Here is a 21384-nt window from a genome sequence, read left to right on the forward strand (position 1 = left end):
ACCACCGGATGGTCGGCGGTGCCGCGATAGCGACGCGACCGTCCGATCGGCGCGATTTCCGCAATACTGCGACGACGAGAATACTTAAGCGGGTGGCCCCACCACTGTGACGGTATGGCAATCGATACGATACTCCTCGCAGTCGGCCCGATGGACTCAGTGCGCGCACCGGAACTCGCCGAGACGGCGCTCGAGATCGCCGAGCCGCTCGGTGCGACGGTCGTGATCGGCCACGCCTTCACCAAAGAGGAGTACGAGGATATCTACGACGACCTCGGATTCGATGCCCGCGTCGACGACGTCGACCCCGACGAGGTCGCCGCCCAGCGCGCGCCGGTGCCCGAACTGGCCGACCGCTTCGAGGAGGCCGGCGTCGAGTACGAGATCAAGGGCGCGCTCGGCGAAGTCAGTACGAAAGTCGTCGACATGGCGATCGACGTCGATGCGGACCGCATGATCGTCGGCGGACGACGGCGCTCGCCGGCCGAAAAGGCCGTTCTCGGCTCCGTCTCACAGGAAATTATCCTGCAGGCGCCCTGTCCGGTCACCTACTTCCGCGACCTCGACGTGATGGAATAGCGACGACGCGCCGCTCTCGAATCCCGCGCTCCGTCTCTGCCTCTCTCGTTCGACTGCGTCATCTCAGTCCCGCTCGTCAGCGCGTCGTTTCCACTTCCGTTCCTGTCGGCGCTCGCGGACGTGGCGCTCGCCGTCGGCCAGTTCCCGTCGGACCCGTCGCTCGAGCGATCGCGTCTCCGCCAACAGCGTCCCCTGAAAGTCCTCGAGGACGTCGTAGGACCAGCGCTCCTCGTCGACGACGCCGTGGGGAAGCAGTTCGGTTCGAATCGCGTCCGCGAACTCGTCGTGACCGGTCGCCCTGAGCAACTCCTCGGCCCGATAGAGGTGATCCATCCCGTGGCCCGTCGCGTGGTGAAACTCGAGCAGACAGCCCTGTGCCCGCTGGACCCACTCGAGGCCGAGTTCGACCTCGTGGAGGGCCTCACATTCCGTGTCGGACAGCGTTGGGTTCGGCTCGGCAGACGCCTCCGAATCTGGACGGGTATCGTCGGTGGCCATACACTGAATTATGTTATACTGTACCATACGTGTGTCGCCGACCGCTCGCTGTCGGGCAGCTACCGGGTCCGTAACGTATCGAAATTGCTACTCGTTGCCGAGTATAATCTGGGTAGTTAAGTACGGCCGCGGTCGTCCCTTAGGATAGAATGGTCTACTATGCGGGCGTCGATCTCGGCGCGACTAACGTCCGGGCCATCGTCGCCGAGGCCGACGGGACGACGATCGGCGTGAGTCGCCGATCCACACCACGCGGCCCGACGGGTATCGACGTGACGGAAGGGGTCCTTCGAACGCTTCGCGAGGCGTGTGGCGACGCCGGGATCGATCCCGAGCGAATCGCCGCCACCGGAATCGGTTCGATCGGTCCGTTCGACCTCGCAGAGGGAGCGGTGATCGATCCCGCCAACCTCCCCGACTCGATCGACCGGATCCCACTGACGGGACCGATCGCGAAACTGATCGACAGCGAGGACGTCCACCTCCACAACGACACCGCCGCGGGCGTCATCGGCGAGCGCTTTCACGCCGCCAGCAACCCGGACGACATGGCCTACATCACCATCTCCTCGGGGATCGGTGCCGGCGTCTGCTGTGACGGGTCCGTGATGAGCGGCTGGGACGGCAACGTCGGCGAGGTCGGCCACTGCGTCGTCGACCCGCAGGGTCGCCTGACCTGTGGTTGCGGCCGCGACGGCCACTGGGAGGCCTACTGCTCCGGCAATGCCATCCCCGACTACGCCCGGCTGCTCGCCGAGGACGACCCGACGATCTCGACGAGCCTCCCGCTCGAGGGGTCGGACTTCACGGCGAAGGACGTCTTCGAGCTGGCCGGCGAGGACGAACTGGCCGATTACGTCATCGAGCAACTCGCCCACTGGAACGCCATCGGCGTGACCAACATCGTCCACTCCTTCGCGCCGATCGTCGTCTCCTTCGGCGGCGCGGTCGCCCTACACAACGAGGAGCTCGTCGTCGATCCCATCCGCGAGCGCGTCTCGGAGATGGTGATGACAAACGTCCCCGAGATCCGCGTCACCGATCTCGGCGACGACGTCGTCGTCGAAGGCGCGCTGGCGAGCGCCCTGACCGAGGGGACCGGGGACCGACGACGACTGCGGGGCTGACCCGCTCGCGGCCCGGCCGGCGTCCGGACTGCGAGACTCGGCGAGGCTCGCATACTGGCTCTCCGCCGAGTAGCGTCTGCGCCTCGAGTGACCACCTCTATATACCTGCGCTCCGCTGGCGTAATTATGGAGCGGAGAGCGTTCCTTCGAGCGAGTGGTGCCGGCCTCGCCCTGTCCTGTCCGACCGCAGCGGCGGCGTCCCGATCGAGCGGTGGGGTCGTTCAGGAGGCGTACGAACCGCTCGGTCAGGTCCCCGTTACCGGTGCGGCGGAGGCCGTCGTCGGCGACGACGGCGAGACCGCGTACGTCGCTGCGACCACCGGGTTCGCATGCGTCGACGTGAGCGATCCCGCTGATCCGACGGTTCTCGCCGAGGAGCGCGACATCGAAATCGGCGGCGGTATCCTGTCCGAGGTCCTCGACGTGACCGTCGACGGTGATCGACTGATCGCCGCGGGCCCGGCGAATCCCGGCTTTTCGACGATGGGGTTTCGGTGCTACGACGTGAGCGATCCCGCAAACCCCGTCTCGACCGGCGCACGCGAGACCGGGTACCACATTCACAACTGCTATCTCGAGGACGATCTCCTGTTCGTCCCCGCGAACACGGGCGATCAGAACCCGCTCGTGATTTTCGACGTCGGGGGCGACGAAATTACACAACTCGGCTACTGGTCCCTGCTGGAACACGAATCCGGCTGGCGAGACGTCTACTGGCTCGCCCGCTACCTGCACGACGTCTACGTTCGGGACGAAACCGCCTACCTCCCCTACTGGAACGCCGGAACCTATCTGATCGACGTCAGCGATCCGAACGACCCCGGCTACGTCTCCCACGTCTCGGACACCACGCTCGCGGAGCAACGCGAGATCGGCGGCCAGGAGGCCGTCTACGGGCTACCGGGCAACGATCACTACGCTGCGATCGACGACACCGGCGAGTTGCTGGCGGTCGGCCGGGAGGCCTGGGCGACCGGTGGCGAGGACCCCGATCGGCCGGGCGGAATCGATCTCTACGACATAAGTGATCCCGAACGACCGGCGCACCGAGGGTCGATCGATCCACCGCGAACGACCGATGAGTCCCGCAGCGGCGGCATGTGGACGACGTCGCACAACTTCGAGCTTCGGGACGGGCGACTCTACTCGTCGTGGTACCGGGCGGGCGTGAAGATCCACGACGTCTCCGACCCCACTGCCCCCGAACAGCTCGCCTGGTGGCGCGATCCCGGAACGACGGGGTTCTGGACCGCACGCGTCGCCGAGCCCGGGGAAACGTTCATCGCGAGCAGCACGGAGGCGATCCCGAACACGTCCATCGAGGGCGCACTCTACACGTTCCCGATCGAGGCCGGCGAACAGGCCGACCCGCCGTCGCTTCGGGACCCCGCCGACTGGGGAACGGACGGCAACGAAACGGCCGAAAGCGACGGTTCGAACGGAGACGAGGACGGATCCGGAGCCGATAGCGGAGACGGCAGTGCGAACGGCAACGAGGACGGAAGCGAATCCGGCGAGAACGAGACCGGGGACGCCGACGACTCGATCCCCGGATTCACCGGCGTCGCCGGCCTCCTCGGTGGCGGGATCGCCCTCGAGCGGCTGCGCCGACGCGGAAACGTTCAGGATTAATTCGGCTGATTTCGACCGCGCAACCGAACTTATTCACCGTTCGAGTGCCTAGCATGGCGCATGACTGATTCCGAGGACGAGCCGTCCCTGAAAGAACGCGTCGAGCAGTTCATGGCGCGCGAGATGCCGATCATCCAGATGCACGGCGGGACCAGCGCGGTGCGGGCGGCCGATCCCGAGACCGGCGAGGTCATCATCGAACTCGGCGGCGGCTGTAAGGGCTGTTCGGTCAGTGACGTGACGACGGGCAACATCGAGGCCGAACTCATCACGTGGCCCGAGATCGACGAGGTCACCGTGCGTGTCCCCGACGCGCGCGACAGTCTCGGCGGCCCCGATCAGCCGGAATCGATCATGGGCGTCGACCGGACCGAGGGCGGCCGCGGCGACTGGGGATCGTCGAATCCGGGAAAAGATCACCTCTGAGGAGCCTTCGAACCCGTTCCCGTTCAGGAGCCCATACTGTGTGACCCTCGTTGACAGGGACGGATAGTTTTGGGAAGTCCTATATCCTTTTACGCGCCCGTTACGGACATCAGATATCATGACGAGTAGATGCCTACAAGCAGGAGGTGTCGGCGATGGGTAACGCACCCGAGGCCGGCGACGACCCTGACGCCGAAACCGACGGCGGCCTCCGAGCCTATACCGTCCGGCTCGAGCTCGTCGACGAACCCGGCGAGTTGCTTCGCACGCTCGCTCCCATCGCCGACAACGGCGGAAATCTGTTGAGTATCCACCACGAGCGCGGCAACATCACGCCCCGCGGCCACATCCCCGTCGAGGTCGATCTGGAGTGTCCGCCCGACCGGTTCGACGACATCGTCGAGGGGCTCCGCGACGCCGGCGTGAACGTCATTCAGGCCGGTGCGGAGCACTACGGCGAGGAGATCAACGTCGTGTTGATCGGCCACCTCGTCGACACCGACCTGTCGAACACCCTCTCGCGCATCGAGGACGAGGCCGAGGCTGTCGTGCTAGACCTCTCGCTCGCCGCGCCCGAGGGGACCGGCGATATCTCGAGCGCACGCGCCCGACTCGCGATCGACTCCGGCCGATCCGAGGAGGCGCTCGCGGCTATCAACTCGATCGGCACGGACAAGGAACTGACCGTCGTCGAACCCCTACTCGGAGGTGACGCCTGATGAAACTCGCAATTCTCGGTGCCGGTGACGTCGGCCGCTCGGTCGCCGACCTCGCCGGCGAATACGGCCACGAGGTCGTCGCACTGGCCGATTCTACCACTGCCGCGATCGATCCCGACGGGATCGACGTCGACCAGACCCTCGAGCGCAAGGTCGGCGGCGAGGCCGTCGGTCCCAGCGACCCTGACGACATCTTCGACACCGAGTACGACGTGCTGGTCGAAGCGACGCCGACGACGCTCGGCGACGCCGAACCCGGCTTCACGCACGTTTCACGTGCGCTCGAGGCCGACCGCCACGTCGTGCTAGCGAACAAGGGCCCGGTCGCCGAGCGCTACGAGGAACTCCGCGCGCTCGAGGCCGAGCACGCGGGCTCGATTCGATTCGAGGCGACCGTCGGCGGCGCGATTCCGGTCCTCTCGACGATCGAGGACTGCACGCCACAGGCTGTCACCGCGGTCCGGGGCGTGCTCAACGGCACTGCGAACTTCATCCTCACCCGGATGGCCGCCGAGGGACTGGACTACGAGCACGTCCTCGCGGAGGCCCAAGACCTGGGCGTCGCCGAGGCCGACCCGACGTTCGACGTCGATGGCACCGACGCCGCGCTCAAGTTCGTCATCCTCGCGAACGTGCTCGCTGACGGCGGGTTCGCGCTCGAGGACGCGACGGTCGACGGGATTCAGAACATTCCGGGCAGCGCGCTCGATCTCGCCGCCGAGGACGGCCGCACGATTCGACTCATCGGCGAGGCGACCCGCGACGGCATCCGCGTCGAGCCGCGACTCGTCCCCGAGAACGGCCCGCTGGCCGTGACCGGCACGCGAAACATCGTCCAGATCGAAACGCGAAACGCAGGCTCACTGCACTCGAGCGGCCGCGGTGCCGGCGGTCCGGAAACGGCGACGGCAGTGCTCTCGGACGTCGGTCGGCTGCCGCCGCTCTGAGAACGGTCGGCTGCTTCTGTGACTCGCTCCGATTCTCGTCTCGGTCGAATGCCGCCTCTCGTCTGTCCGTCGCACCTCGGTGTGATCGACCGCAACCGAGACCGGACCCGTCGGATGGGGTCTCCTCTGCCGAGGCTCCTCTGTCGGACGAGACCGTCGACGGAATGCGCGTCGGAATTTCGGTGTTCTCTGGCGAGTACTCTCCGTTCGCGCGGCCGGTTCTCACCGGCAATCGGCGTCTCTCGAACGTTCCGTGGCGTGTGAATGCTAGCCAAACCGCAAGACGGCGTCGGGATCACCAGAATACGCTTTCGAAATGGTTTTAACCGCAACGAGCCAAAGGGACCGATATAAGCGCCTCTGCGCGTGAGCTACAACAATGAGCGACCAACACCAGAACCTGGCCATCATCGGTCACGTTGACCACGGGAAAAGTACGCTCGTGGGACGACTCCTCTACGAGACGGGGAGCGTACCCGAGCACGTCATCGAACAGCACCGCGAAGAAGCGGAAGAGAAGGGCAAGGGCGGCTTCGAGTTCGCCTACGTCATGGACAACCTCGCCGAGGAGCGAGAGCGTGGTGTCACCATCGACATCGCCCACCAAGAGTTCTCCACCGACGAGTACGACTTCACCATCGTCGACTGTCCGGGTCACCGCGACTTCGTGAAGAACATGATCACGGGCGCATCCCAGGCGGACAACGCCGTCCTCGTCGTCGCCGCTGACGACGGTGTCGCGCCCCAGACCCAGGAGCACGTTTTCCTGGCTCGAACCCTCGGTATCGACGAACTCATCATCGGCATCAACAAGATGGACATCGTCGACTACAAAGAGTCGACGTACGATGAGGTCGTCGAGGAAGTCAACCAGCTGCTCAAGCAGGTCCAGTTCAACACCGAGGACGCCTCGTTCATCCCGATCTCGGCGTTCGAAGGCGACAACATCGCCGAGGAGTCCGACAACACGCCGTGGTACGACGGTGAAATCCTGCTCGAGGCCCTGAACAACCTGCCGGAGCCGGAGCCACCGACGGACGCACCGCTCCGACTCCCGATTCAGGACGTCTACACCATCTCCGGTATCGGTACCGTCCCCGTCGGACGTATCGAGACCGGTCTCCTGAACACCGGCGACAACGTCTCCTTCCAGCCCAGCGACGTGGGCGGCGAGGTCAAGACGATCGAGATGCACCACGAAGAGGTGCCCAAAGCAGAGCCCGGTGACAACGTCGGATTCAACGTCCGCGGCATCGGCAAGGACGACATCCGCCGCGGTGACGTCTGTGGCCCCGCCGACGACCCGCCGAGCGTCGCCGAGACGTTCCAGGCGCAGATCGTCGTCATGCAGCACCCCAGCGTGATCACGGCCGGTTACACGCCGGTCTTCCACGCCCACACCGCACAGGTCGCCTGTACGATCGAGTCCATCGACAAGAAGATGGACCCCTCGAGCGGCGAGGTCGCCGAGGAGAACCCCGACTTCATCCAGTCGGGCGACGCTGCCGTGGTCACCATCCGACCGCAAAAGCCCCTCAGCATCGAGCCGTCCAGCGAGATCCCCGAGCTCGGGAGCTTCGCCATCCGCGACATGGGTCAGACCATCGCCGCCGGAAAGGTCCTCGAAGTTCACGAGAAAGAATAAATGCAGCAAGCACGCGTTCGACTCGCGGGCACGAGTCCAGACGACCTCGACGATATCTGTGACGACGTCCGCGAGATCGCGAACAACACCGGCGTCAACCTGAGCGGTCCGATCCCGCTGCCGACGAAGACCCTCGAGGTGCCGACCCGGAAATCGCCCGACGGCGAGGGCACTGCGACGTGGGAGCACTGGGAGATGCGCGTTCACAAGCGCCTGATCGATCTGGACGCCGACGAACGCGCACTCCGACAGCTCATGCGCATTCAGGTGCCGAACGACGTCTCGATCGAGATCGTCCTCGAAGACTAACCGCGTATCGAGGCCGTTCCGATCGACTCGGATACGAGTTATTTACCCGTTTTTGCGGCCATCAGACGCTATTCGGCGAGCGATAGCTGCGCGACTCCGAACAGGACAAGTGTTTCTCCGTCTCACTCAGGAGAGAACGATTCTACCGCCCGCATGCCTGCGAATCGAACTCGGCTGCAGGTAACGTGGCCAGTCCCTCGCCACCACGATCTGGCCCAGTCGAGCCCTCGGCAGCGGTCGCACCACCGGTGAGTGACGGGACTTTTGGCGCTCGCTGTCGCAGTCGTCCGTATGGCGAGGCGCTTGCGGTCACGAACGCGGTCCGAACTCGACGTGCGATCCGATGCCGATGGCGACGGCGGGGCAGCGACGGGCTCGGGAAGCCCTATTCTCGAGGTGCTCGTCGTCTTCGCCGTCGTCTTCGTCGCGCAGGGGATCACCACGTTCGCGGGAGTGATGGGTACCTTCTTCGTCCTCGCGCCGCCGCTGACGACCAACCCGTGGACGGTCGTGACGAGCGTCTACGCCCACAGCGGGCTGGGTCATCTCGTCTCGAACACGATCGCGCTGATCGTCTTCGGCTGGCCGGTCGCGCGGGCCACGACGCGACTCCGCTTTCACGCGTTCTTCGCGATCACGGGCGCGATTGCGGGGGTTTCTCAGGTCGTTCTGACGGGCGTCCTCGCGGCGATGCCGTTCGTCCCCGTCGCGCCGACGTCCGTCCTCGGGGCCAGCGGTGCTGTCTTCGCCCTGCTGGGGTATCTCGTCGCGTCGAACCGCCTCTCGACGGGCCTGGCCTCGTTCGTGGCCGTCCCGAACTGGCTGGCGCTGCTCGTTTTCGTCGGCCTCGCGGTCGCGGTCACCCTCGCCACCGCCTCGCCCGGCGTCGCGCTGATCGCCCACTTCACCGGATTCCTGGTCGGGGCCGCCGGCGGCCGCGCTCGCGTCCTGGCCGTCGGCTCGAGCGCTCGGTAGAGACGGCCATATAGTTCTCAGACGACTGTGTAGCGGCGACTTACCGATATTCGGCCATCTCTCTCAGTTACGATCGTTCGACTCACGATTGTACTATTCGCATCCGTCGATCGGCGAGACAGTTCGGGGATAGTCCCCGTGGTGCCGTGTCTCGAGCCGTCCCCGAAACACAAGCTACAAATAGAAACCGGGGTTAGGAACGTGCGAGGGCTCGTAGATCAGTGGTAGATCGCTTCCTTCGCAAGGAAGAGGCCCCGGGTTCAAATCCCGGCGAGTCCATCCGTAAAAAAGTCGGTTCCGAAGGTGCCGAATTCGGTGCTCTCGGCCGCTTTTTCACCCCGATTTCTCGTCACACCCATCGTATAGAGCGATGGGTCTCGTCGGGAGTTCAGCACTGTCAGTGCTGCACCCCCTCACCGTCTACCGGTGAGACGAGTAAATCGGGGTGGTTCGCGTGAAGTCGCTGGACGAACTTCTCGCCGATATCGATCCGGATGAACTCGAGAGTCGGGTGTGGACTCATCCGGAGCCACGTACCTCTCGAGAGTTCACGTGTCCGGAGTGTGAAGCGCGCTGTACCCGGTTGATCAACAAGGACGGGGAGGCCGGCCATGCGAGAGGGTGTTCCCGTCGGATGCAACGGACGGGCTCACAGCGTGTTCCGCCTGTACTCACCGATGGCGGGGAGGTGGACCGATGACGGACGTATTCGTCCGTGCCAGCCGGCTGTACAACGTAGAAACGAGGAGCGTTGTTGTCCATCCCGCCCATCAGGCAACCGATGACGAGGTTCGCCGGGCCCTCGAGATTCGAGGTGAATCGGCGTGACGGTCACAGTGCAGCAGACCGGACTCGGCTACGAATACGTCCGGTGCCGTGTGGGTGACGACGACTCGACGGCGTACATTCACCAGCTGGTCGCCTGTCTCGACAACGATCCGAGCGACGTGTTCGGTGACGAGTTCGACGTTCACCACTGCAACCACATTCCGTGGGATAACCGGCCCGAGAACGTCGTTCTCGAGGAAGCGTACGACCACCGTTGCGCGCACCTGGAGGGACGACCGCCGGCATGACCGAGGACCTGACAGCCTTCGGTCTTGAGCCGCAGGACTCGTCTGACGAACTATCGGAAGCGGAATCGGAAACCGATTCGGAGCCGGTCTGGCCGGAGTGCGACGACTGCGACTACGTTGGGCCGGAAGTGAAGTGCCGACTCGGCCAATCGATCCCGCTCTGTACCGCGTGTTTCGCGGAGCGCGAGGGACTACTATGAAGGCCGTCGAACTGGCCTTCCACGAGTTCGCCGCGAACTACCTGTTCGCCGACCACGCGCTGAAGCCGTTCTTCGCGTGCGATTCGCGGGTCAAGGACGGTGGTGGATCGCAGGTCGCTGAGTTCGAGATCGGGAGCGAGCGCTGGGTTGTCAAACTGTACTATCAGGACAGCGGTATCGTGCATCCCGGTCCGGAGAATCCACAGGGAACGACGTTCAAGATCAACGAAATACGCGAGTTCCGGTTTTCCGTCTCGCGGCATCCGGAAGAGGACCCGGTCAGCGAACAGTCGTTCAACGCGCACCTCGTCCCGCGCTGGCAGGGCATGGAGATCGAGAACGACCAGGGCGAGCGCTCGGAGTACAGCGTTCCCGAGTCGATCACCGAAGCCGTGAACGTCAAGATCAACGGGTCAAATATCGATTTTCGCCGGTACCACGAACTGCTGTGCCGCGCCGCTGAGTCCGTCGGAATTCATCGGCGGTACTTCGATCGGCCCCACCTGTTCAGCAACGTACAGGACGCCGAGCGGTACGTTCGTCTGGATAGTGACCGCTCCGGACCAGTCCACGCTCGAGACGGTCCTATCGCCAGTATGGCACACTTGCTCGAGAACGACCGAGACGGGTATCGGAAACTCGTGCAGAACGAACGCGACGAGAAGGGCCGCCACTTGCCTGGCTACTATCACACGGTCACACTCGGCCCGAGACGAGTCGCTGAGGCGTTCCCGAGCCACACGTTTCCCCGTGAGGTGAAACACTACTACAGCCGCGAGGCTGCCGGGATGGACGACGACGAGACGCTGGCGAACCCGAAGCTCGGTGCGTCGTATCAGGTGAGTCGATGGGACGAGACGATCGGAGTCACCGACGACGACCTCGAGGACCTGATAGCGCAGCTGGACGAGACAGTATGTTCGGTGATGGCCGATGCTGGCCTTCCGGTTCACCCTGCGGACGACGATCGTGGCGATGGGCATGGGCCGTTCGTTGCTGACGCCTACTTCGATCCGACCGAGAAGCAGGAGGTGAACGTCATCTCACTGGATCTCACCCGTATACGCGAAACCCAAGAGAGCGTTGTCGTGAAACACCTCTCAGATGGACTCTCGCCTGTCGAATGGGACGCTTTGGAGACGTTAGTCACCGACGGGGGCCAGGTGTCACCTCAGGATATCGCTGAGGAACACGGTCGCCACGTCGATAGCGTACGTCGGGCACTGAAACGGATTCCCGAGTTAGTCGAGTCCGAATACGGTTCGGTCTCGCTTCGCTCGAACCATGTCGCCGAGATAGTCCACGACGCGGTTCAGCAAGCGCGTGATGCAACCCGGCGAGCCGTCGAGGCCGGAGCAAAGGCGATCGAGGCAGCCGAGCGCGGGATCGACGAGACGACGAGCGCGCTGGTTGCGTGGTGCGCGAAGCACGGAGTCGATGTTGATGACCGGCAAGAGGCTCGAGTGATGTTCCGGCTTCAGGACATCGAGAATGTCGAGGGCCGTCTGAAGGAAGCCTACCGCCTGTGGACGGAAGCCGGGAAGGACCCTGCTCGTTTCCGCTCGGCACAGGTCGATCTCGGCGAGCGCGGTAAGAGCGCGGCCTGGCGCTGGCTGTAGCGGGCGGTCGGCCAGTGGCAACACTCTTCTAAATACCTTATTTCGACGTTTTCAGTGCGTAATAGCCGTATCTGGAGTCCGGCCAGCGCGCGCCGCGGGGTGGCCGGGGACAAGCCCCGGCCACACCTGACGGGGAACCACGACGGGGGCCGTCGGGTTCCCCGTTAGGGGTGTGGCTAAGGCCACTTCATCAAAATACACCGCACCGCCCCACGCCAACTGAGAGGTATCTCCTCTGCCTCAGAACCGTACAGAATTTTGCGTTTCGGGCTTCGAGGCGAAATAGACCAATCTATTCATTGCCACCATCATCCGTGCGATCTAACCATGATAATACCTCAGATGGAAAGTGGAAAACTGCGTATTCTCCAAATCTACCTAGATATAAAGCGAAAGTTGAGATCACCCAAACTATAATGGTTGGTGATGTCCCTAACTCATAATTAAATTGGTTTAAAATGAAGAATATCATAGTAGCTGCTAGGAGTGAAGATGCGAAATATTCGAGGAACTCTTGCGGAGCATGGTCAAGAATAGATGTCCTCTTCGAACCAGGACCATGCTGTGAGTGATTTTTGTCGGGCATTACTCTAACTCGTATTCTTTGTCTGTGTCCTCAATTGCACTATTGTCGGCCTTACTACTTTGACTTTCCTCACCCTTTCCGTTAGTTCCAGATTCCGTATTCGACTGCCTATTTATCCCTACTTCCTCCTCTACTTCAATGAGTCTCTGATATATCCTAGTGAGATATTCTTTATTCTCCCTTATTTCTTCAGAGAGTGAATCTCCATCTTCTATATTTGTCTGCTGGATCTCCTGCTCCAATTCTTCCAAACGGGATTCTATGCCGGTGAGATCTCTCTGACCCTTCTGATTATGATCTATCTGTTTGATTCTCCTCTCTAGTGTGTCCAAATGAGACTCTATATCCGAAAGTCTCTTCCTGTCTTCAAAATTATATAGATTACTTTGCCTGTGATCTAACAGAACCCTTCCACTGTCAGACTGTCTCCGGCCTCTTTGATCTTGTTCTATTTTTTCTTCGACAGATTTTGTGAGTTTCTCCTCAATATTTTCTTGTCCCTTTTTATATTGTAGATATAAGGCACCGTTGAGAAGTAATGAGAAGAAGAGAACCATCACAAGGAGCATTATCGGATGAGTTATCAGAAATTGGGCGAACTCTACCACTAAGGAAGATATAACGGCCTGAAAAATCATAAAAAATGTCCCAAATAGCAGTTTTAGTGGTAATGAAACTGACTCATGCGAGTTTAGCCAATAACGTCCAAAGAAAGTGTTCTCCTTCAACTCTTCCTGGACGATTTGCTTAACCCGATTCTTCTCATCCGGTTCATCTGCCATTTTGATGGCCTAGTTGAATTGAACTGCGTACTCCTCAATTATATAGTATTGGGGATGGGATTCCATTTGTTTTCATCCTTCCGAGGCCGCCAGGGGTTGTGCGTCGATAGAATCCGATTCCCGAATATGCACACGAGACGCGAATCCTCGTGTGCATATCTCGAGTTGGGCTACTAGTGAGAACGGCATTCATCTCTGAATGGGCGACAAGTTCCGTCGATTTGGGGCAGAATGGGCCGTTCAGTGAGTCGAAAAAACTAGGAGATACCGGGTCGTGTGTACGAGCATGAGAATTCGGACCGACGGAGATTACGCGTACCGACGAGATGCCATCGAACGCGCAGCGGACTTCTACGACTGCAACAAGACGAAAGCAGTTGTGAGCGCCTGTGACGATGTTCCGAAGTTCGTACAGGCTGCTCGTCAGGTACTCAAGCGGGACGACCTTACGCTCGAGCAGCGCCGAGAGATCGCTGAGACACTGTCAACGCGAGCAATGAGCTTCGAGGTTACTACCGATATCGCCGTCGACACTGATTAGAAAATCGCGTCGATCGAGACCTTCGCCTGTTGTGTCCCTCGGTGCGATCCACCTCCGTGCCAGGAGAGTCGCGGGAGCTGTGACGAGTGTTTCCGCTTGAGTTTGAGAACCTTGAACGGAGACGGTCTGTAGACGCCGAAGACGTAATAGCCATCGTGACGCCGGAGCTTCCGATGATACTTCTCGTAGATCTTGAAGTTGCCAGCTCCACCATCGGCGTGCTCGAGACGTGTACTCTTAATTTCGACCGGCTTCCCGTTCTGCATGAGCGCATCGTGCCACGGCGATCGGGATAGCTCGAGTCGGTATTCATCGACGACTCGTTTCTCGACTGCGGTACCGAACTTATTGGATCTGTGACTTGGCATCGGTGAATCTCTCGCGCGTATTATATATAGTTCGAGCCCTGGCCGAAATTCGTGCTAACATCGCCCATACTTCTTCATTCATCGCCCATCGTGCGGGTTCCCCTTACTATACGGGACGGGGTTGGTAGTTGTTGGAGCGCATTGGAGGCCGACGCTGTCATGCGATCGCCTGCTGAATCTCTCCAACTACTTCGCCATGTTCTCCATCCTGATACTCGTTCCACCGTCGGCGGACCCATTCGGCAGAATACTCTCCGTACAGGCGCTTATTCGCGATATCTCCGTTTGACGGCGGATCATCCGGATTCCTCGTCTTTTCCTGAACTACGGTCCATATCGCCAACTCCCGAAATGCGTCGTCTCGAGCGATATGGCTACTGTTTCCGTCAATTTCGTCGTCCTGTCCGTCGTCCCACGACCACGGTGCCGGATCTTTGTCGTTGGGACTCCACTTCGAGTCGGGCCAGCCTTCGATCTGGGGAGTGATCGGTTGCTTTGGATTCCGATTTGTGATCGTTTCGTAGAACCGCGCCTGCTTTTTCGACTCCTTGTGGAGAACCATGCAGAGTTCTCGAACGGCCGGATGCAGGTCTTTCCCGTCGTGACCGATAATGATGATAGCACCGCCGAACTTGCGGATCTTGTAGACGAGAGTCGCTAACTTCGTCCCCGTTTCCCATCCGTCCTTTCCGCCGCCACTGGCCTGCGATGACGCTTCGTCAAATAGGAACAGGACCGGTGAGACGTTCTCGGCAAGAACGTCGTCCATATCGGCGTACACGCGGTCTTTCAGGTCTGCCCAGTTGTCCACCCAGATGATCGACTCGTCTTCGCTCGCGAGCGTTCGGATGTTCGTGATAACGTAGGCATCGTCATGTCCTTCGTCTCGCTGTTGCTCGAGCCAATGACGGGCCGCGAGACAGCCGGCACTGGTCTTTCCGCTGCCCGGCTCGCCGTACTCGTAGAGCCGTAGGTGCCGGTCCGAGACGATATCCCGGATTCGTTCGATATCGTGCCAGCCGCTCACGTCGATCTCGTCCGACTGACTGCCGACGTGGTGCCGGACCTTCGCCATCTCGCCCTGCTCGAGCCGCCGGCTGAATGTCTCGGTCTCGTGGTATCTCAGACGGTCCTGGTATAGGTCAGTTTCCTCGAGCGAGTCGGGCCACTCGCTGTCGATCCACCCGCGAGAGTATGCGCGTTCGTACGCCCGGCTGAGTGCCGTCAGGTGCCGCCTCGTCTTACTATCCGAGACGATGGCCGCGTGCTGTTCAACGTGTTCGTTCGACCGCTTGTGACGGCCGTCCTTCCAGTCCTTGCTCTCCGACGCTGCCCACTCGCCGTTACTGTCGCTCTCACTCATCGGGCTGCCCTCCGTCCGTCGCTGCCGCCCGTCCACCCTCGGGACGGAGATCGTCCATCGCATCGTCAACCGAGTCGGCTACCTCGAGATCTAGCGCTCGCTCTCGAGGAGTTCGGTCGTCCTGAGCGGGAGCATCCGGCAGGTCCTTCACGTCCGACTCCATGTCTTCGATTTCTTCGATAATCTCGACGCCTGGCACGAGGTCGCTTTGCTCGTGTTCCGCGATTTCGGTCATAATCGTTGCGTCGTGTACGTCGGTGATCTTCTCCGAGACGTTCCGTTTCAGGTGCGCGTACCGGCGCTTGAGCGACTGATGATGGTCGAATATCGTATCCACTCGACTCGCGTTGACCCACGCCTCGGCCGGCTCGAGCGTGGTCTGGTCCGCGCCGCGCACTTCGATTTCGCCGATTTCCTCGTACCACTCGAACCGAGTCACCACGTAGTCGAACTTCCCTTCCGGCGGCTCGAGCGCGGACATCTCGACTTCGCTCCGGTCGTCCCACACGTCCGGCTTGACCTTCTTGCCGTCGTAGAGTCCGGTTTTCTCGGTCTGAGTCCCTGCCGTGCCGGGGTCTGCGATACCGACGTATACCCAGTTCGGACCGGGGTAGAGGTACCGAGCAATCCGCATCCCGGCCATGTACGTCGGGATAGCCAGCAGGAACGCGGATATCGAGAAGTGAACGGCTGAGGCCGGCGGCTTCGGGACCTTCGGCGTCCACACTGCAAGGATAACCAGCGTCGCGAGGAACATCACCGACAGCGGGATCTTGTATTCCGCTATCAGGTACACGAGACGGTCTCGGTTGCTCACGAACGTCGGCATCGGCTGAGGTTGGTCCGTCATTCTACCGTCTCCACATCGCCGTGTTCCTCGTTTCTGACCTTGTACGCGGCCGCTCCCATCATCGCGACGGCTGTGAACGCACCGCCGAACCATCCCGACGGTGATCCCGTCCGATGGAACGGCGTTTCAGAGTCCACTATCCCCGTCGAAAGGACCGTGTACGTCCCGTTATCGATCGATTCCGAGGTTGTGATCGATACGCCAGCCTTCCCGGCCGTCGGTTTGACGGGAAGTTTCACTTCGCTGGTCCCCTTCGGTATCTGCTTCTCCTTGATCCGTCCCTGACTCGCTCCCTCCTCGAATTGCCGCGCCTCAGTCACTGTAACGGTCTTACTCTGGTCTGACTCGAATTCGATGTAGATCATTTCTTCCTCGCTATCGTACCGCCACTCGAGGACGCGGAGATTCTGGTCTACTTCGGCCACATACGTCGTGTTCTCCGCGTTTTCGCTCGTTTCTCTCGTCTGATTCCACGTTGCGCCGTTTCCGGGGTTCTCCGGTGCGTCCTGTGCGGTCACTGGCCCAACGCCCATGCCCATCGCCACGATCGCGACGACCGCGAGCCCGAACACTATCCGCCGTCCTGAGAGATGCTGAAAAATCATTGATCGTGAGTGTTAGGGTCCGAGCGAGTCGAACACATCCGTTACCAGACCCGCGAGGATCGCCACGATGACGATTGCGACGACGAGTGCGGCCGCCGTCTGTTGGCTCGCGGAATCGCCGCCGAGATTGGGCCAGCCGATACCGGCCCCACCCCCGTTAGAGTCGCCGTATGTCGTCGTGATTGCGTCTCGCTCGGCGTCGGCCTTCTGGATCGTCTCCTGATACTCGGTTGCATCGAAGGTGCCGTAGTCGGGTCGATCGGTGAGGCTGGTCTGATTCACCTCGTTGCCATCCCCGTCGGTCATTTTCGTGATCGTCATATTCCCCCGATAGAAAGTCACGTCTGAGGCATTGCCTCCATCCTTTCCTGTTACCATCCGTTGGGTCCCGTTGAGGTTAGAGACATCGTACGTTTCTCCCGTCTGGAACCCACCCGCGGGCGTCTCAGCGGAGTACAGCAGTCCCTCGTAGGTGGCGTTGACGCTGTTGTATTCATACGTGACTTCGCCGGTGCTATCGTTGACGACCCGGTTTTCGTGCGTTGCTCCCTCGAAATCGACTACCATTGTCGAATCGAGCGAGGTCCGATTCATATCAAGGACCGACCGCAGCGCGTACTGGTAGCGCTCGTCGGTCACGTTCGCGTCGCCACTCAGATGGCGGACCATGCCCTCTGCACCGCGCAGTTCGTTGGGTTCGATCTCGCCGTTATCCATCGCGGTGTAGAACTCCTGAGCGGTGCCGGATTCGTAATTTGAGACGACAGTATCCGACTGCTGCTCAAGTTCCTCGAATCGATCACGGAAGACTCGGTAATCGTAGATCGTTTTCGACTCCAGCGAGCCTGTGTTTAGCAGATGGAACGTCGGACGCCACTCTCGGCGATCCGCATCGTCGGACGTGTACCCTTCGAGATACTGCTCGTAGGTCCCTTTAGTTTCGTTGGCGTAGGACTTCTCAAAGTAGTTGGGAGTAATCGTCTCTGCGTTATTGTTTGCATCATTGAATTTGATCTTCGGGACCGCCACAGTGTGCGTACTCCCGTTCGCAACCGAAACCGAGACATTGCCCGTATCGGCCGCTGGACGGGAGGTACCCCATGACGAGAAGATATGCACAAACCCGTTATTGATGCCGCTTTCGGTCTGAGAGACGTTCGCGTAATAGGCTATCTGTTCGGCGTGTACAGCCGATTCCTCAAGCAGACTAATCTGTAACCGAGCGTAGTAGTCATTTATTGCAGCCTGAGCATTTGCATCGGCTACCGCTGGATCTTCGTTATTCTGGTACGCCGTCGCGATCGCGTTCCGCGCCTCCATCGACGCGATCGTTCCGGTATCCTGCAGGTAATTCTTGTACAGCCGATTTGACGCATCCTGTGACGATTTGATTCCCGTCGCTCCGACGTGAATATCTTGCTCGATTGCGGCTGCGTCCTGGCTGGTATCGACAGAGCCGAAGACATCTTCTGCTGTCTGACAGGCCCGAGGGGCGACAAACCGGGTCATCGATCCACAGTTCTCTTTGACCTCGATCGAGCCGCCATCGTCAGACTGAGCCGCGGCCGGCGCGGTCGCCGCGATCGGCGCGAGCATCGAGCCGACCAGCAGCGCCGCGAGCAGGACGACCCTGACCCGTTGCCCGACCGTGGGCTGTGGGCTTTGGGCCGCCATTCAGAGTCCCCCCGTCGCGAGTAGCAGCGCGATCATCCCGAGCTCGTACACGGCGATCGCCGAGACGATCCCGACGCCGACCGTGACTAATCCGTCCTCGAGCAGGTTGCCGGGTGATTTGATTTCCGTCATCGTGATCACTCCGTGTACGACGTCCAGACTGCCCCGACACAGATTGCGAGGTAGAGGATCAGTCGGTACATATCTGGTTGGAATAGCGTTGCGAAGAACGGAATGAGCGCGTACAGGACGGGACTCGCGAAGACGAATCCCATCGTGTACGTTTCCGCTTGTGAGTAGTTCGTGCCGTCGAACTCGTTACTCCAGACGATCCACGCGAACGAGAGAATCGTCAGGACGAGCGCCACCGAGATCTCCGTGCTGCCGTACGACCAGAACGCTTGCGAGAAGTCGTACCCGCCGAAGACCTTGATTGACCACGTCCAGATGCCTAACACCATCCCGGCTGTAATCGGGAGGATTACCAACGACAGCATGTCGATGCCGTCGAACCTGTCTGTTGCCATAGTGCAAGCGAAAACGTTCCGGAACTGAGTGATAAAGGCCCGTTTTGAGAGATACAGCCGCTCTAACGTATGATATTGGGGATCTATCGATCTAGTATCGAATACAGGTAAACAAAAACAGTCGCAAGAACACCGGCACAAGCAGCGAAACCTAAGAACAAGGCGTCAGACCAATCTTTCAAAAACGGAGATGCAGCGTTATACAAGGGATCTCCTTTTTCGATTGTAGAGGAACGGGCTAAGGCGCTCATTCCCTCTACCCCGACGAAACCAATAGCAGAGACGATTATAAGAATAATAATTCCATGTGATAGATCTCCACCTCGTCCATTCATATATCCTACACCATACTACATCTCAATAGTTAAATCGAATGTATTAGTTGGGCGGTGGATTGGCTTGTATTCATGGCTGAAATCGGATTAGTGAGTTGCACGAAAACGAAACTCGAACAACCAGCTCCCCCTGGGAAGCTATATTCCCCATCGACGTTATTCAGCAAGGCTCAGCAGTATTGCGAACAGAACCACGACGACTGGTATATTCTCTCGGCAAAGCACCACCTACTCGAGCCGGACGGTCCACCGATCAAACCGTACGACGAGACGCTTACTGGCGCTCGAGTCGGTCGAAAACGGGAGTGGGCGAAGGAGGCGTTCGATCAACTCGAGTCAGCCGGGTTGCTTGAGTCCGATACTACTCTCGTCTTTCACGCGGGGAAAGCGTACTACGAGGAACTCTTGCCTATGCTTGAGGAGACCGAGGTGACGACTCGATTCCCAGTGGAGGGTTTGATGATAGGTGAGCGACTCGGATGGTACAATGAGCAGATATGAACAGGATGGATCTCACCACGACAATTGGTTAAATTCGAGTACCTCATTGAAACGGGAAAGTACCGCGAACAAGTTGGCCTAAGATCCCTACTGATAGTACTCAGTGATTTTCTATCCCTCATCAGTCTCCTCTTCAAGAACACCTAGTCTTTCTAAAGAATCAACTACTTGCTCTATTTCTCCCTCTGATTGTGTCATCGTCCCAAATTCCAGAAGGTACTGGAAATCGCTCATATCATACTCGTCCCAGTGTTCAAGATATAGAGTCAACAATCCGTCTAAAAGCACTTTAGCAGCATCTCTGTGCCGTTCCAAGATTCTAGCGTCGGGCCAGTCATGTGTGAGCATATTCCGAGTAGTATCTAGCTCATTGATTGCTTCCTCAGTTTTTGAGGGAAGCCCATTCTCAAACTCTCCTACGAAGTGTAGAGCAAACACTGCACGCTTGACGATCTCCTCATTGTCCAGTCCCTCTTTGCCTGCGAGGTGTTCGATACCCCGCCAGAAGTCGAAAAACGACCTCCGAAAGACAGGTTCGGTGATACCATCCTGGAATAATATGAGGGTATTTGCAATCAGTTCCTGAATTCCGCTTAGTTCATCTCTTTGCTTGTAGAATCCAGGTAAGGAGTCGAAATCTTCGATGTTAGGCATGAACGTACGGTCTGCAAGGCCTCCTCGGTAGTCATAATCAAGTGCGTAGTAACGTTCAAACTCATCGCCAGAAAAGGCGAGAAAAACAAAGGGCGACTGAAGATGGGACCAGCGGTCTCGGGGTGCTCGACCGGACCCTGCCGGCCGTGGCATACTAATCCCCCATTTGTGATGGATAAAGTTGATCTCTGCCATTAGGAGTTGGAGAGTGTCTTGAACCTCGTAGATTGCGTATCGTGCGTCTCGAGCAGGGAAGATAACACGCCAATAGGACCACGAAAATCGATCGGGATCATTGGGATTCTCTTCGTAGAACGATTCGAAGTTCGATGACTGGTTTTTTATTGCCGGTTGAAGGTATTTTTCCTGCCATTCCTCATATTTGATCAGTTCAAGATTTGTTTCTCCTATATCTATCTCATCTGGCATCGATCCTAGTACCTGTAGATTGAGGGGAAATACAATTTGGTAGTCGTTCGGTGGGTTGCCAAGGACTTCTGAGAATACTACTTGCTTCTGGTTCTCAAACTCTTTTTTGAGATCAAGATCTTCATCGGTTGTCTCAATAGTCTTCCCGAGTCTCAGTAGAATATCCTGAACAAGTTCTACTACGCCATGTTCGGACAGACGATGCCTATCATTGTCCAGATTGAGATCTTCTGAAACGGATATTACCCGCCGACGAAATTCTTTTTCTTTGCCGAGCTCGATTCTATATTCCCCGTTTCTTGGATCTTTCCACACCCGGTCTACGGCTTCCCGTACGTCCTCCATCGAGATTTCAGACATGAATATTCAAATTAGATGTGCCTGCGGGGTCATTATAATTCTATGTCATTATGCAAC

At 59.4% G+C, this 21384-nt stretch carries 25 protein-coding genes and 1 tRNA gene; 15 read left to right on the plus strand and 11 right to left on the minus strand.

Features of this window, described 5'->3' with window-relative positions; all coding sequences use genetic code 11:
• The first annotated feature begins 114 nt into the window (after positions 1 to 114).
• Positions 115 to 579 carry a universal stress protein gene (locus LDH66_RS07165; RefSeq protein ID WP_226480368.1) on the plus strand — a complete coding sequence of 155 codons (465 nt, stop codon included), beginning with the start codon at positions 115 to 117 and terminating at the stop codon, positions 577 to 579.
• A gap of 63 nt (positions 580 to 642) precedes the next feature.
• Here the strand turns inward: LDH66_RS07165 and LDH66_RS07170 are convergent, their stop codons facing one another.
• Positions 643 to 1077 (minus strand): hypothetical protein, encoded by a 435-nt coding sequence (locus tag LDH66_RS07170; protein WP_226480369.1) that lies wholly within the window; start codon positions 1075 to 1077, stop codon positions 643 to 645.
• Between the two features lie 149 nt (positions 1078 to 1226).
• Here LDH66_RS07170 and LDH66_RS07175 point away from each other — a divergent pair, with 149 nt between their 5' ends.
• The 9 genes from LDH66_RS07175 to LDH66_RS07215 all read left to right on the plus strand — a co-directional run bounded on the left by LDH66_RS07175 (position 1227) and on the right by LDH66_RS07215 (position 9136).
• Positions 1227 to 2204, plus strand: a complete 978-nt coding sequence (locus LDH66_RS07175; protein ID WP_226480370.1) for an ROK family protein — start codon at positions 1227 to 1229, stop codon at positions 2202 to 2204.
• Between the two features lie 126 nt (positions 2205 to 2330).
• Positions 2331 to 3836 (plus strand): LVIVD repeat-containing protein, encoded by a 1506-nt coding sequence (locus LDH66_RS07180; RefSeq protein ID WP_226480371.1) that lies wholly within the window; start codon positions 2331 to 2333, stop codon positions 3834 to 3836.
• 60 nt (positions 3837 to 3896) lie between these two features.
• Positions 3897 to 4262, plus strand: coding sequence for a NifU family protein (locus LDH66_RS07185; protein ID WP_226480372.1), 366 nt, complete (start codon positions 3897 to 3899; stop codon positions 4260 to 4262).
• Between the two features lie 155 nt (positions 4263 to 4417).
• Positions 4418 to 4981 (plus strand): amino acid-binding protein, encoded by a 564-nt coding sequence (locus LDH66_RS07190; protein ID WP_226480373.1) that lies wholly within the window; start codon positions 4418 to 4420, stop codon positions 4979 to 4981.
• On the plus strand, positions 4981 to 5928 hold the full coding sequence (locus LDH66_RS07195) for a homoserine dehydrogenase (RefSeq protein ID WP_226480374.1): 948 nt from the start codon (positions 4981 to 4983) through the stop codon (positions 5926 to 5928). Before LDH66_RS07190 ends, LDH66_RS07195 begins: the two co-directional genes overlap by 1 nt.
• Positions 5929 to 6307: 379 nt before the next feature.
• Positions 6308 to 7573: a translation elongation factor EF-1 subunit alpha gene (gene tuf / locus LDH66_RS07200; RefSeq protein WP_226480375.1), complete on the plus strand. Its 1266-nt coding sequence runs from the start codon at positions 6308 to 6310 to the stop codon at positions 7571 to 7573.
• On the plus strand, positions 7574 to 7882 hold the full coding sequence (rpsJ, locus tag LDH66_RS07205) for a 30S ribosomal protein S10 (protein ID WP_004215311.1): 309 nt from the start codon (positions 7574 to 7576) through the stop codon (positions 7880 to 7882).
• A 291-nt stretch (positions 7883 to 8173) separates the two neighbouring features.
• Positions 8174 to 8857: a rhomboid family intramembrane serine protease gene (locus tag LDH66_RS07210; protein ID WP_226480376.1), complete on the plus strand. Its 684-nt coding sequence runs from the start codon at positions 8174 to 8176 to the stop codon at positions 8855 to 8857.
• Between the two features lie 207 nt (positions 8858 to 9064).
• Positions 9065 to 9136: transfer RNA gene (locus tag LDH66_RS07215), tRNA-Ala, on the plus strand.
• A 118-nt stretch (positions 9137 to 9254) separates the two neighbouring features.
• On the opposite strand, the gene LDH66_RS22885 is transcribed toward LDH66_RS07215, so the two are convergent.
• On the minus strand, positions 9255 to 9380 hold the full coding sequence (locus LDH66_RS22885; RefSeq protein ID WP_264182219.1) for a hypothetical protein: 126 nt from the start codon (positions 9378 to 9380) through the stop codon (positions 9255 to 9257).
• Between the two features lie 173 nt (positions 9381 to 9553).
• Between LDH66_RS22885 and LDH66_RS22890 the strand changes: the two genes are divergently transcribed.
• From LDH66_RS22890 to LDH66_RS07225, 3 genes are all read left to right on the plus strand, one after another.
• Entirely contained in the window at positions 9554 to 9685 is a 132-nt protein-coding gene (locus LDH66_RS22890; protein ID WP_264182220.1) for a hypothetical protein, read from the plus strand.
• Positions 9682 to 9933, plus strand: coding sequence for a hypothetical protein (locus LDH66_RS07220; protein WP_226480377.1), 252 nt, complete (start codon positions 9682 to 9684; stop codon positions 9931 to 9933). The genes LDH66_RS22890 and LDH66_RS07220 overlap by 4 nt, the downstream gene beginning before the upstream one ends.
• Positions 9934 to 10129: 196 nt before the next feature.
• Positions 10130 to 11752: a MarR family transcriptional regulator gene (locus LDH66_RS07225; RefSeq protein WP_226480378.1), complete on the plus strand. Its 1623-nt coding sequence runs from the start codon at positions 10130 to 10132 to the stop codon at positions 11750 to 11752.
• 585 nt (positions 11753 to 12337) lie between these two features.
• Here LDH66_RS07225 and LDH66_RS07230 read toward each other — a convergent pair.
• Positions 12338 to 13120 carry a hypothetical protein gene (locus LDH66_RS07230; RefSeq protein ID WP_226480379.1) on the minus strand — a complete coding sequence of 261 codons (783 nt, stop codon included), beginning with the start codon at positions 13118 to 13120 and terminating at the stop codon, positions 12338 to 12340.
• A 286-nt stretch (positions 13121 to 13406) separates the two neighbouring features.
• Between LDH66_RS07230 and LDH66_RS07235 the strand changes: the two genes are divergently transcribed.
• The gene (locus tag LDH66_RS07235; protein ID WP_207269668.1) at positions 13407 to 13661 is read left to right on the plus strand and encodes a DUF7692 domain-containing protein; all 255 of its coding nucleotides are present in this window, start codon (positions 13407 to 13409) and stop codon (positions 13659 to 13661) included.
• Here LDH66_RS07235 and LDH66_RS07240 read toward each other — a convergent pair.
• The 7 genes from LDH66_RS07240 to LDH66_RS07265 all read right to left on the minus strand — a co-directional run bounded on the left by LDH66_RS07240 (position 13658) and on the right by LDH66_RS07265 (position 19048).
• Positions 13658 to 14029: a PD-(D/E)XK family putative nuclease gene (locus LDH66_RS07240; RefSeq protein ID WP_226480380.1), complete on the minus strand. Its 372-nt coding sequence runs from the start codon at positions 14027 to 14029 to the stop codon at positions 13658 to 13660. The two genes, LDH66_RS07235 and LDH66_RS07240, sit on opposite strands and share 4 nt — an antisense overlap.
• A 157-nt stretch (positions 14030 to 14186) precedes the next feature.
• Positions 14187 to 15392, minus strand: a complete 1206-nt coding sequence (locus LDH66_RS07245; RefSeq protein WP_226480381.1) for an ATP-binding protein — start codon at positions 15390 to 15392, stop codon at positions 14187 to 14189.
• Positions 15385 to 16242 (minus strand): hypothetical protein, encoded by an 858-nt coding sequence (locus LDH66_RS07250; protein WP_226480382.1) that lies wholly within the window; start codon positions 16240 to 16242, stop codon positions 15385 to 15387. The genes LDH66_RS07245 and LDH66_RS07250 overlap by 8 nt, the downstream gene beginning before the upstream one ends.
• Positions 16239 to 16814 carry a DUF8063 family protein gene (locus LDH66_RS07255; RefSeq protein WP_226480383.1) on the minus strand — a complete coding sequence of 192 codons (576 nt, stop codon included), beginning with the start codon at positions 16812 to 16814 and terminating at the stop codon, positions 16239 to 16241. The genes LDH66_RS07250 and LDH66_RS07255 overlap by 4 nt, the downstream gene beginning before the upstream one ends.
• Positions 16815 to 16859: 45 nt before the next feature.
• The gene (locus LDH66_RS07260; protein WP_226480384.1) at positions 16860 to 18443 is read right to left on the minus strand and encodes an Env/VP5 family phage fusion protein; all 1584 of its coding nucleotides are present in this window, start codon (positions 18441 to 18443) and stop codon (positions 16860 to 16862) included.
• Positions 18444 to 18521: 78 nt separating this feature from the next.
• The gene (locus tag LDH66_RS22895) at positions 18522 to 18653 is read right to left on the minus strand and encodes a hypothetical protein (RefSeq protein ID WP_264182221.1); all 132 of its coding nucleotides are present in this window, start codon (positions 18651 to 18653) and stop codon (positions 18522 to 18524) included.
• A 5-nt stretch (positions 18654 to 18658) separates the two neighbouring features.
• Positions 18659 to 19048 (minus strand): DUF8023 family protein, encoded by a 390-nt coding sequence (locus LDH66_RS07265; RefSeq protein ID WP_226480385.1) that lies wholly within the window; start codon positions 19046 to 19048, stop codon positions 18659 to 18661.
• Between the two features lie 407 nt (positions 19049 to 19455).
• On the opposite strand from LDH66_RS07265, the gene LDH66_RS07270 reads away from it, so the two are divergent.
• Positions 19456 to 19884, plus strand: coding sequence for a DUF6884 domain-containing protein (locus LDH66_RS07270; protein WP_226480386.1), 429 nt, complete (start codon positions 19456 to 19458; stop codon positions 19882 to 19884).
• 111 nt (positions 19885 to 19995) lie between these two features.
• On the opposite strand, the gene LDH66_RS07275 is transcribed toward LDH66_RS07270, so the two are convergent.
• Positions 19996 to 21312: a hypothetical protein gene (locus tag LDH66_RS07275; RefSeq protein ID WP_226480387.1), complete on the minus strand. Its 1317-nt coding sequence runs from the start codon at positions 21310 to 21312 to the stop codon at positions 19996 to 19998.
• Positions 21313 to 21384 lie beyond the last annotated feature (72 nt).

The sequence above is a fragment of the Natrinema amylolyticum genome (assembly GCF_020515625.1).
Taxonomy (GTDB): domain Archaea; phylum Halobacteriota; class Halobacteria; order Halobacteriales; family Natrialbaceae; genus Natrinema; species Natrinema amylolyticum.

What these genes read in the sequence shown, in the direction of transcription:
- LDH66_RS07165 (WP_226480368.1), top strand. Translation starts at nt 115, where the DNA reads ATGGCAATCGATACGATACTCCTCGCAGTCGGCCCGATGGACTCAGTG.
- LDH66_RS07170 (WP_226480369.1), bottom strand. Translation starts at nt 1,077, where the DNA reads ATGGCCACCGACGATACCCGTCCAGATTCGGAGGCGTCTGCCGAGCCG.
- LDH66_RS07175 (WP_226480370.1), top strand. Translation starts at nt 1,227, where the DNA reads ATGGTCTACTATGCGGGCGTCGATCTCGGCGCGACTAACGTCCGGGCC.
- LDH66_RS07180 (WP_226480371.1), top strand. Translation starts at nt 2,331, where the DNA reads ATGGAGCGGAGAGCGTTCCTTCGAGCGAGTGGTGCCGGCCTCGCCCTG.
- LDH66_RS07185 (WP_226480372.1), top strand. Translation starts at nt 3,897, where the DNA reads ATGACTGATTCCGAGGACGAGCCGTCCCTGAAAGAACGCGTCGAGCAG.
- LDH66_RS07190 (WP_226480373.1), top strand. Translation starts at nt 4,418, where the DNA reads ATGGGTAACGCACCCGAGGCCGGCGACGACCCTGACGCCGAAACCGAC.
- LDH66_RS07195 (WP_226480374.1), top strand. Translation starts at nt 4,981, where the DNA reads ATGAAACTCGCAATTCTCGGTGCCGGTGACGTCGGCCGCTCGGTCGCC.
- tuf (WP_226480375.1), top strand. Translation starts at nt 6,308, where the DNA reads ATGAGCGACCAACACCAGAACCTGGCCATCATCGGTCACGTTGACCAC.
- rpsJ (WP_004215311.1), top strand. Translation starts at nt 7,574, where the DNA reads ATGCAGCAAGCACGCGTTCGACTCGCGGGCACGAGTCCAGACGACCTC.
- LDH66_RS07210 (WP_226480376.1), top strand. Translation starts at nt 8,174, where the DNA reads ATGGCGAGGCGCTTGCGGTCACGAACGCGGTCCGAACTCGACGTGCGA.
- LDH66_RS22885 (WP_264182219.1), bottom strand. Translation starts at nt 9,380, where the DNA reads ATGAGTCCACACCCGACTCTCGAGTTCATCCGGATCGATATCGGCGAG.
- LDH66_RS22890 (WP_264182220.1), top strand. Translation starts at nt 9,554, where the DNA reads ATGACGGACGTATTCGTCCGTGCCAGCCGGCTGTACAACGTAGAAACG.
- LDH66_RS07225 (WP_226480378.1), top strand. Translation starts at nt 10,130, where the DNA reads ATGAAGGCCGTCGAACTGGCCTTCCACGAGTTCGCCGCGAACTACCTG.
- LDH66_RS07230 (WP_226480379.1), bottom strand. Translation starts at nt 13,120, where the DNA reads ATGGCAGATGAACCGGATGAGAAGAATCGGGTTAAGCAAATCGTCCAG.
- LDH66_RS07235 (WP_207269668.1), top strand. Translation starts at nt 13,407, where the DNA reads ATGAGAATTCGGACCGACGGAGATTACGCGTACCGACGAGATGCCATC.
- LDH66_RS07240 (WP_226480380.1), bottom strand. Translation starts at nt 14,029, where the DNA reads ATGCCAAGTCACAGATCCAATAAGTTCGGTACCGCAGTCGAGAAACGA.
- LDH66_RS07245 (WP_226480381.1), bottom strand. Translation starts at nt 15,392, where the DNA reads ATGAGTGAGAGCGACAGTAACGGCGAGTGGGCAGCGTCGGAGAGCAAG.
- LDH66_RS07250 (WP_226480382.1), bottom strand. Translation starts at nt 16,242, where the DNA reads ATGACGGACCAACCTCAGCCGATGCCGACGTTCGTGAGCAACCGAGAC.
- LDH66_RS07260 (WP_226480384.1), bottom strand. Translation starts at nt 18,443, where the DNA reads ATGCTCGCGCCGATCGCGGCGACCGCGCCGGCCGCGGCTCAGTCTGAC.
- LDH66_RS22895 (WP_264182221.1), bottom strand. Translation starts at nt 18,653, where the DNA reads ATGACGGAAATCAAATCACCCGGCAACCTGCTCGAGGACGGATTAGTC.
- LDH66_RS07265 (WP_226480385.1), bottom strand. Translation starts at nt 19,048, where the DNA reads ATGGCAACAGACAGGTTCGACGGCATCGACATGCTGTCGTTGGTAATC.
- LDH66_RS07270 (WP_226480386.1), top strand. Translation starts at nt 19,456, where the DNA reads ATGGCTGAAATCGGATTAGTGAGTTGCACGAAAACGAAACTCGAACAA.
- LDH66_RS07275 (WP_226480387.1), bottom strand. Translation starts at nt 21,312, where the DNA reads ATGGAGGACGTACGGGAAGCCGTAGACCGGGTGTGGAAAGATCCAAGA.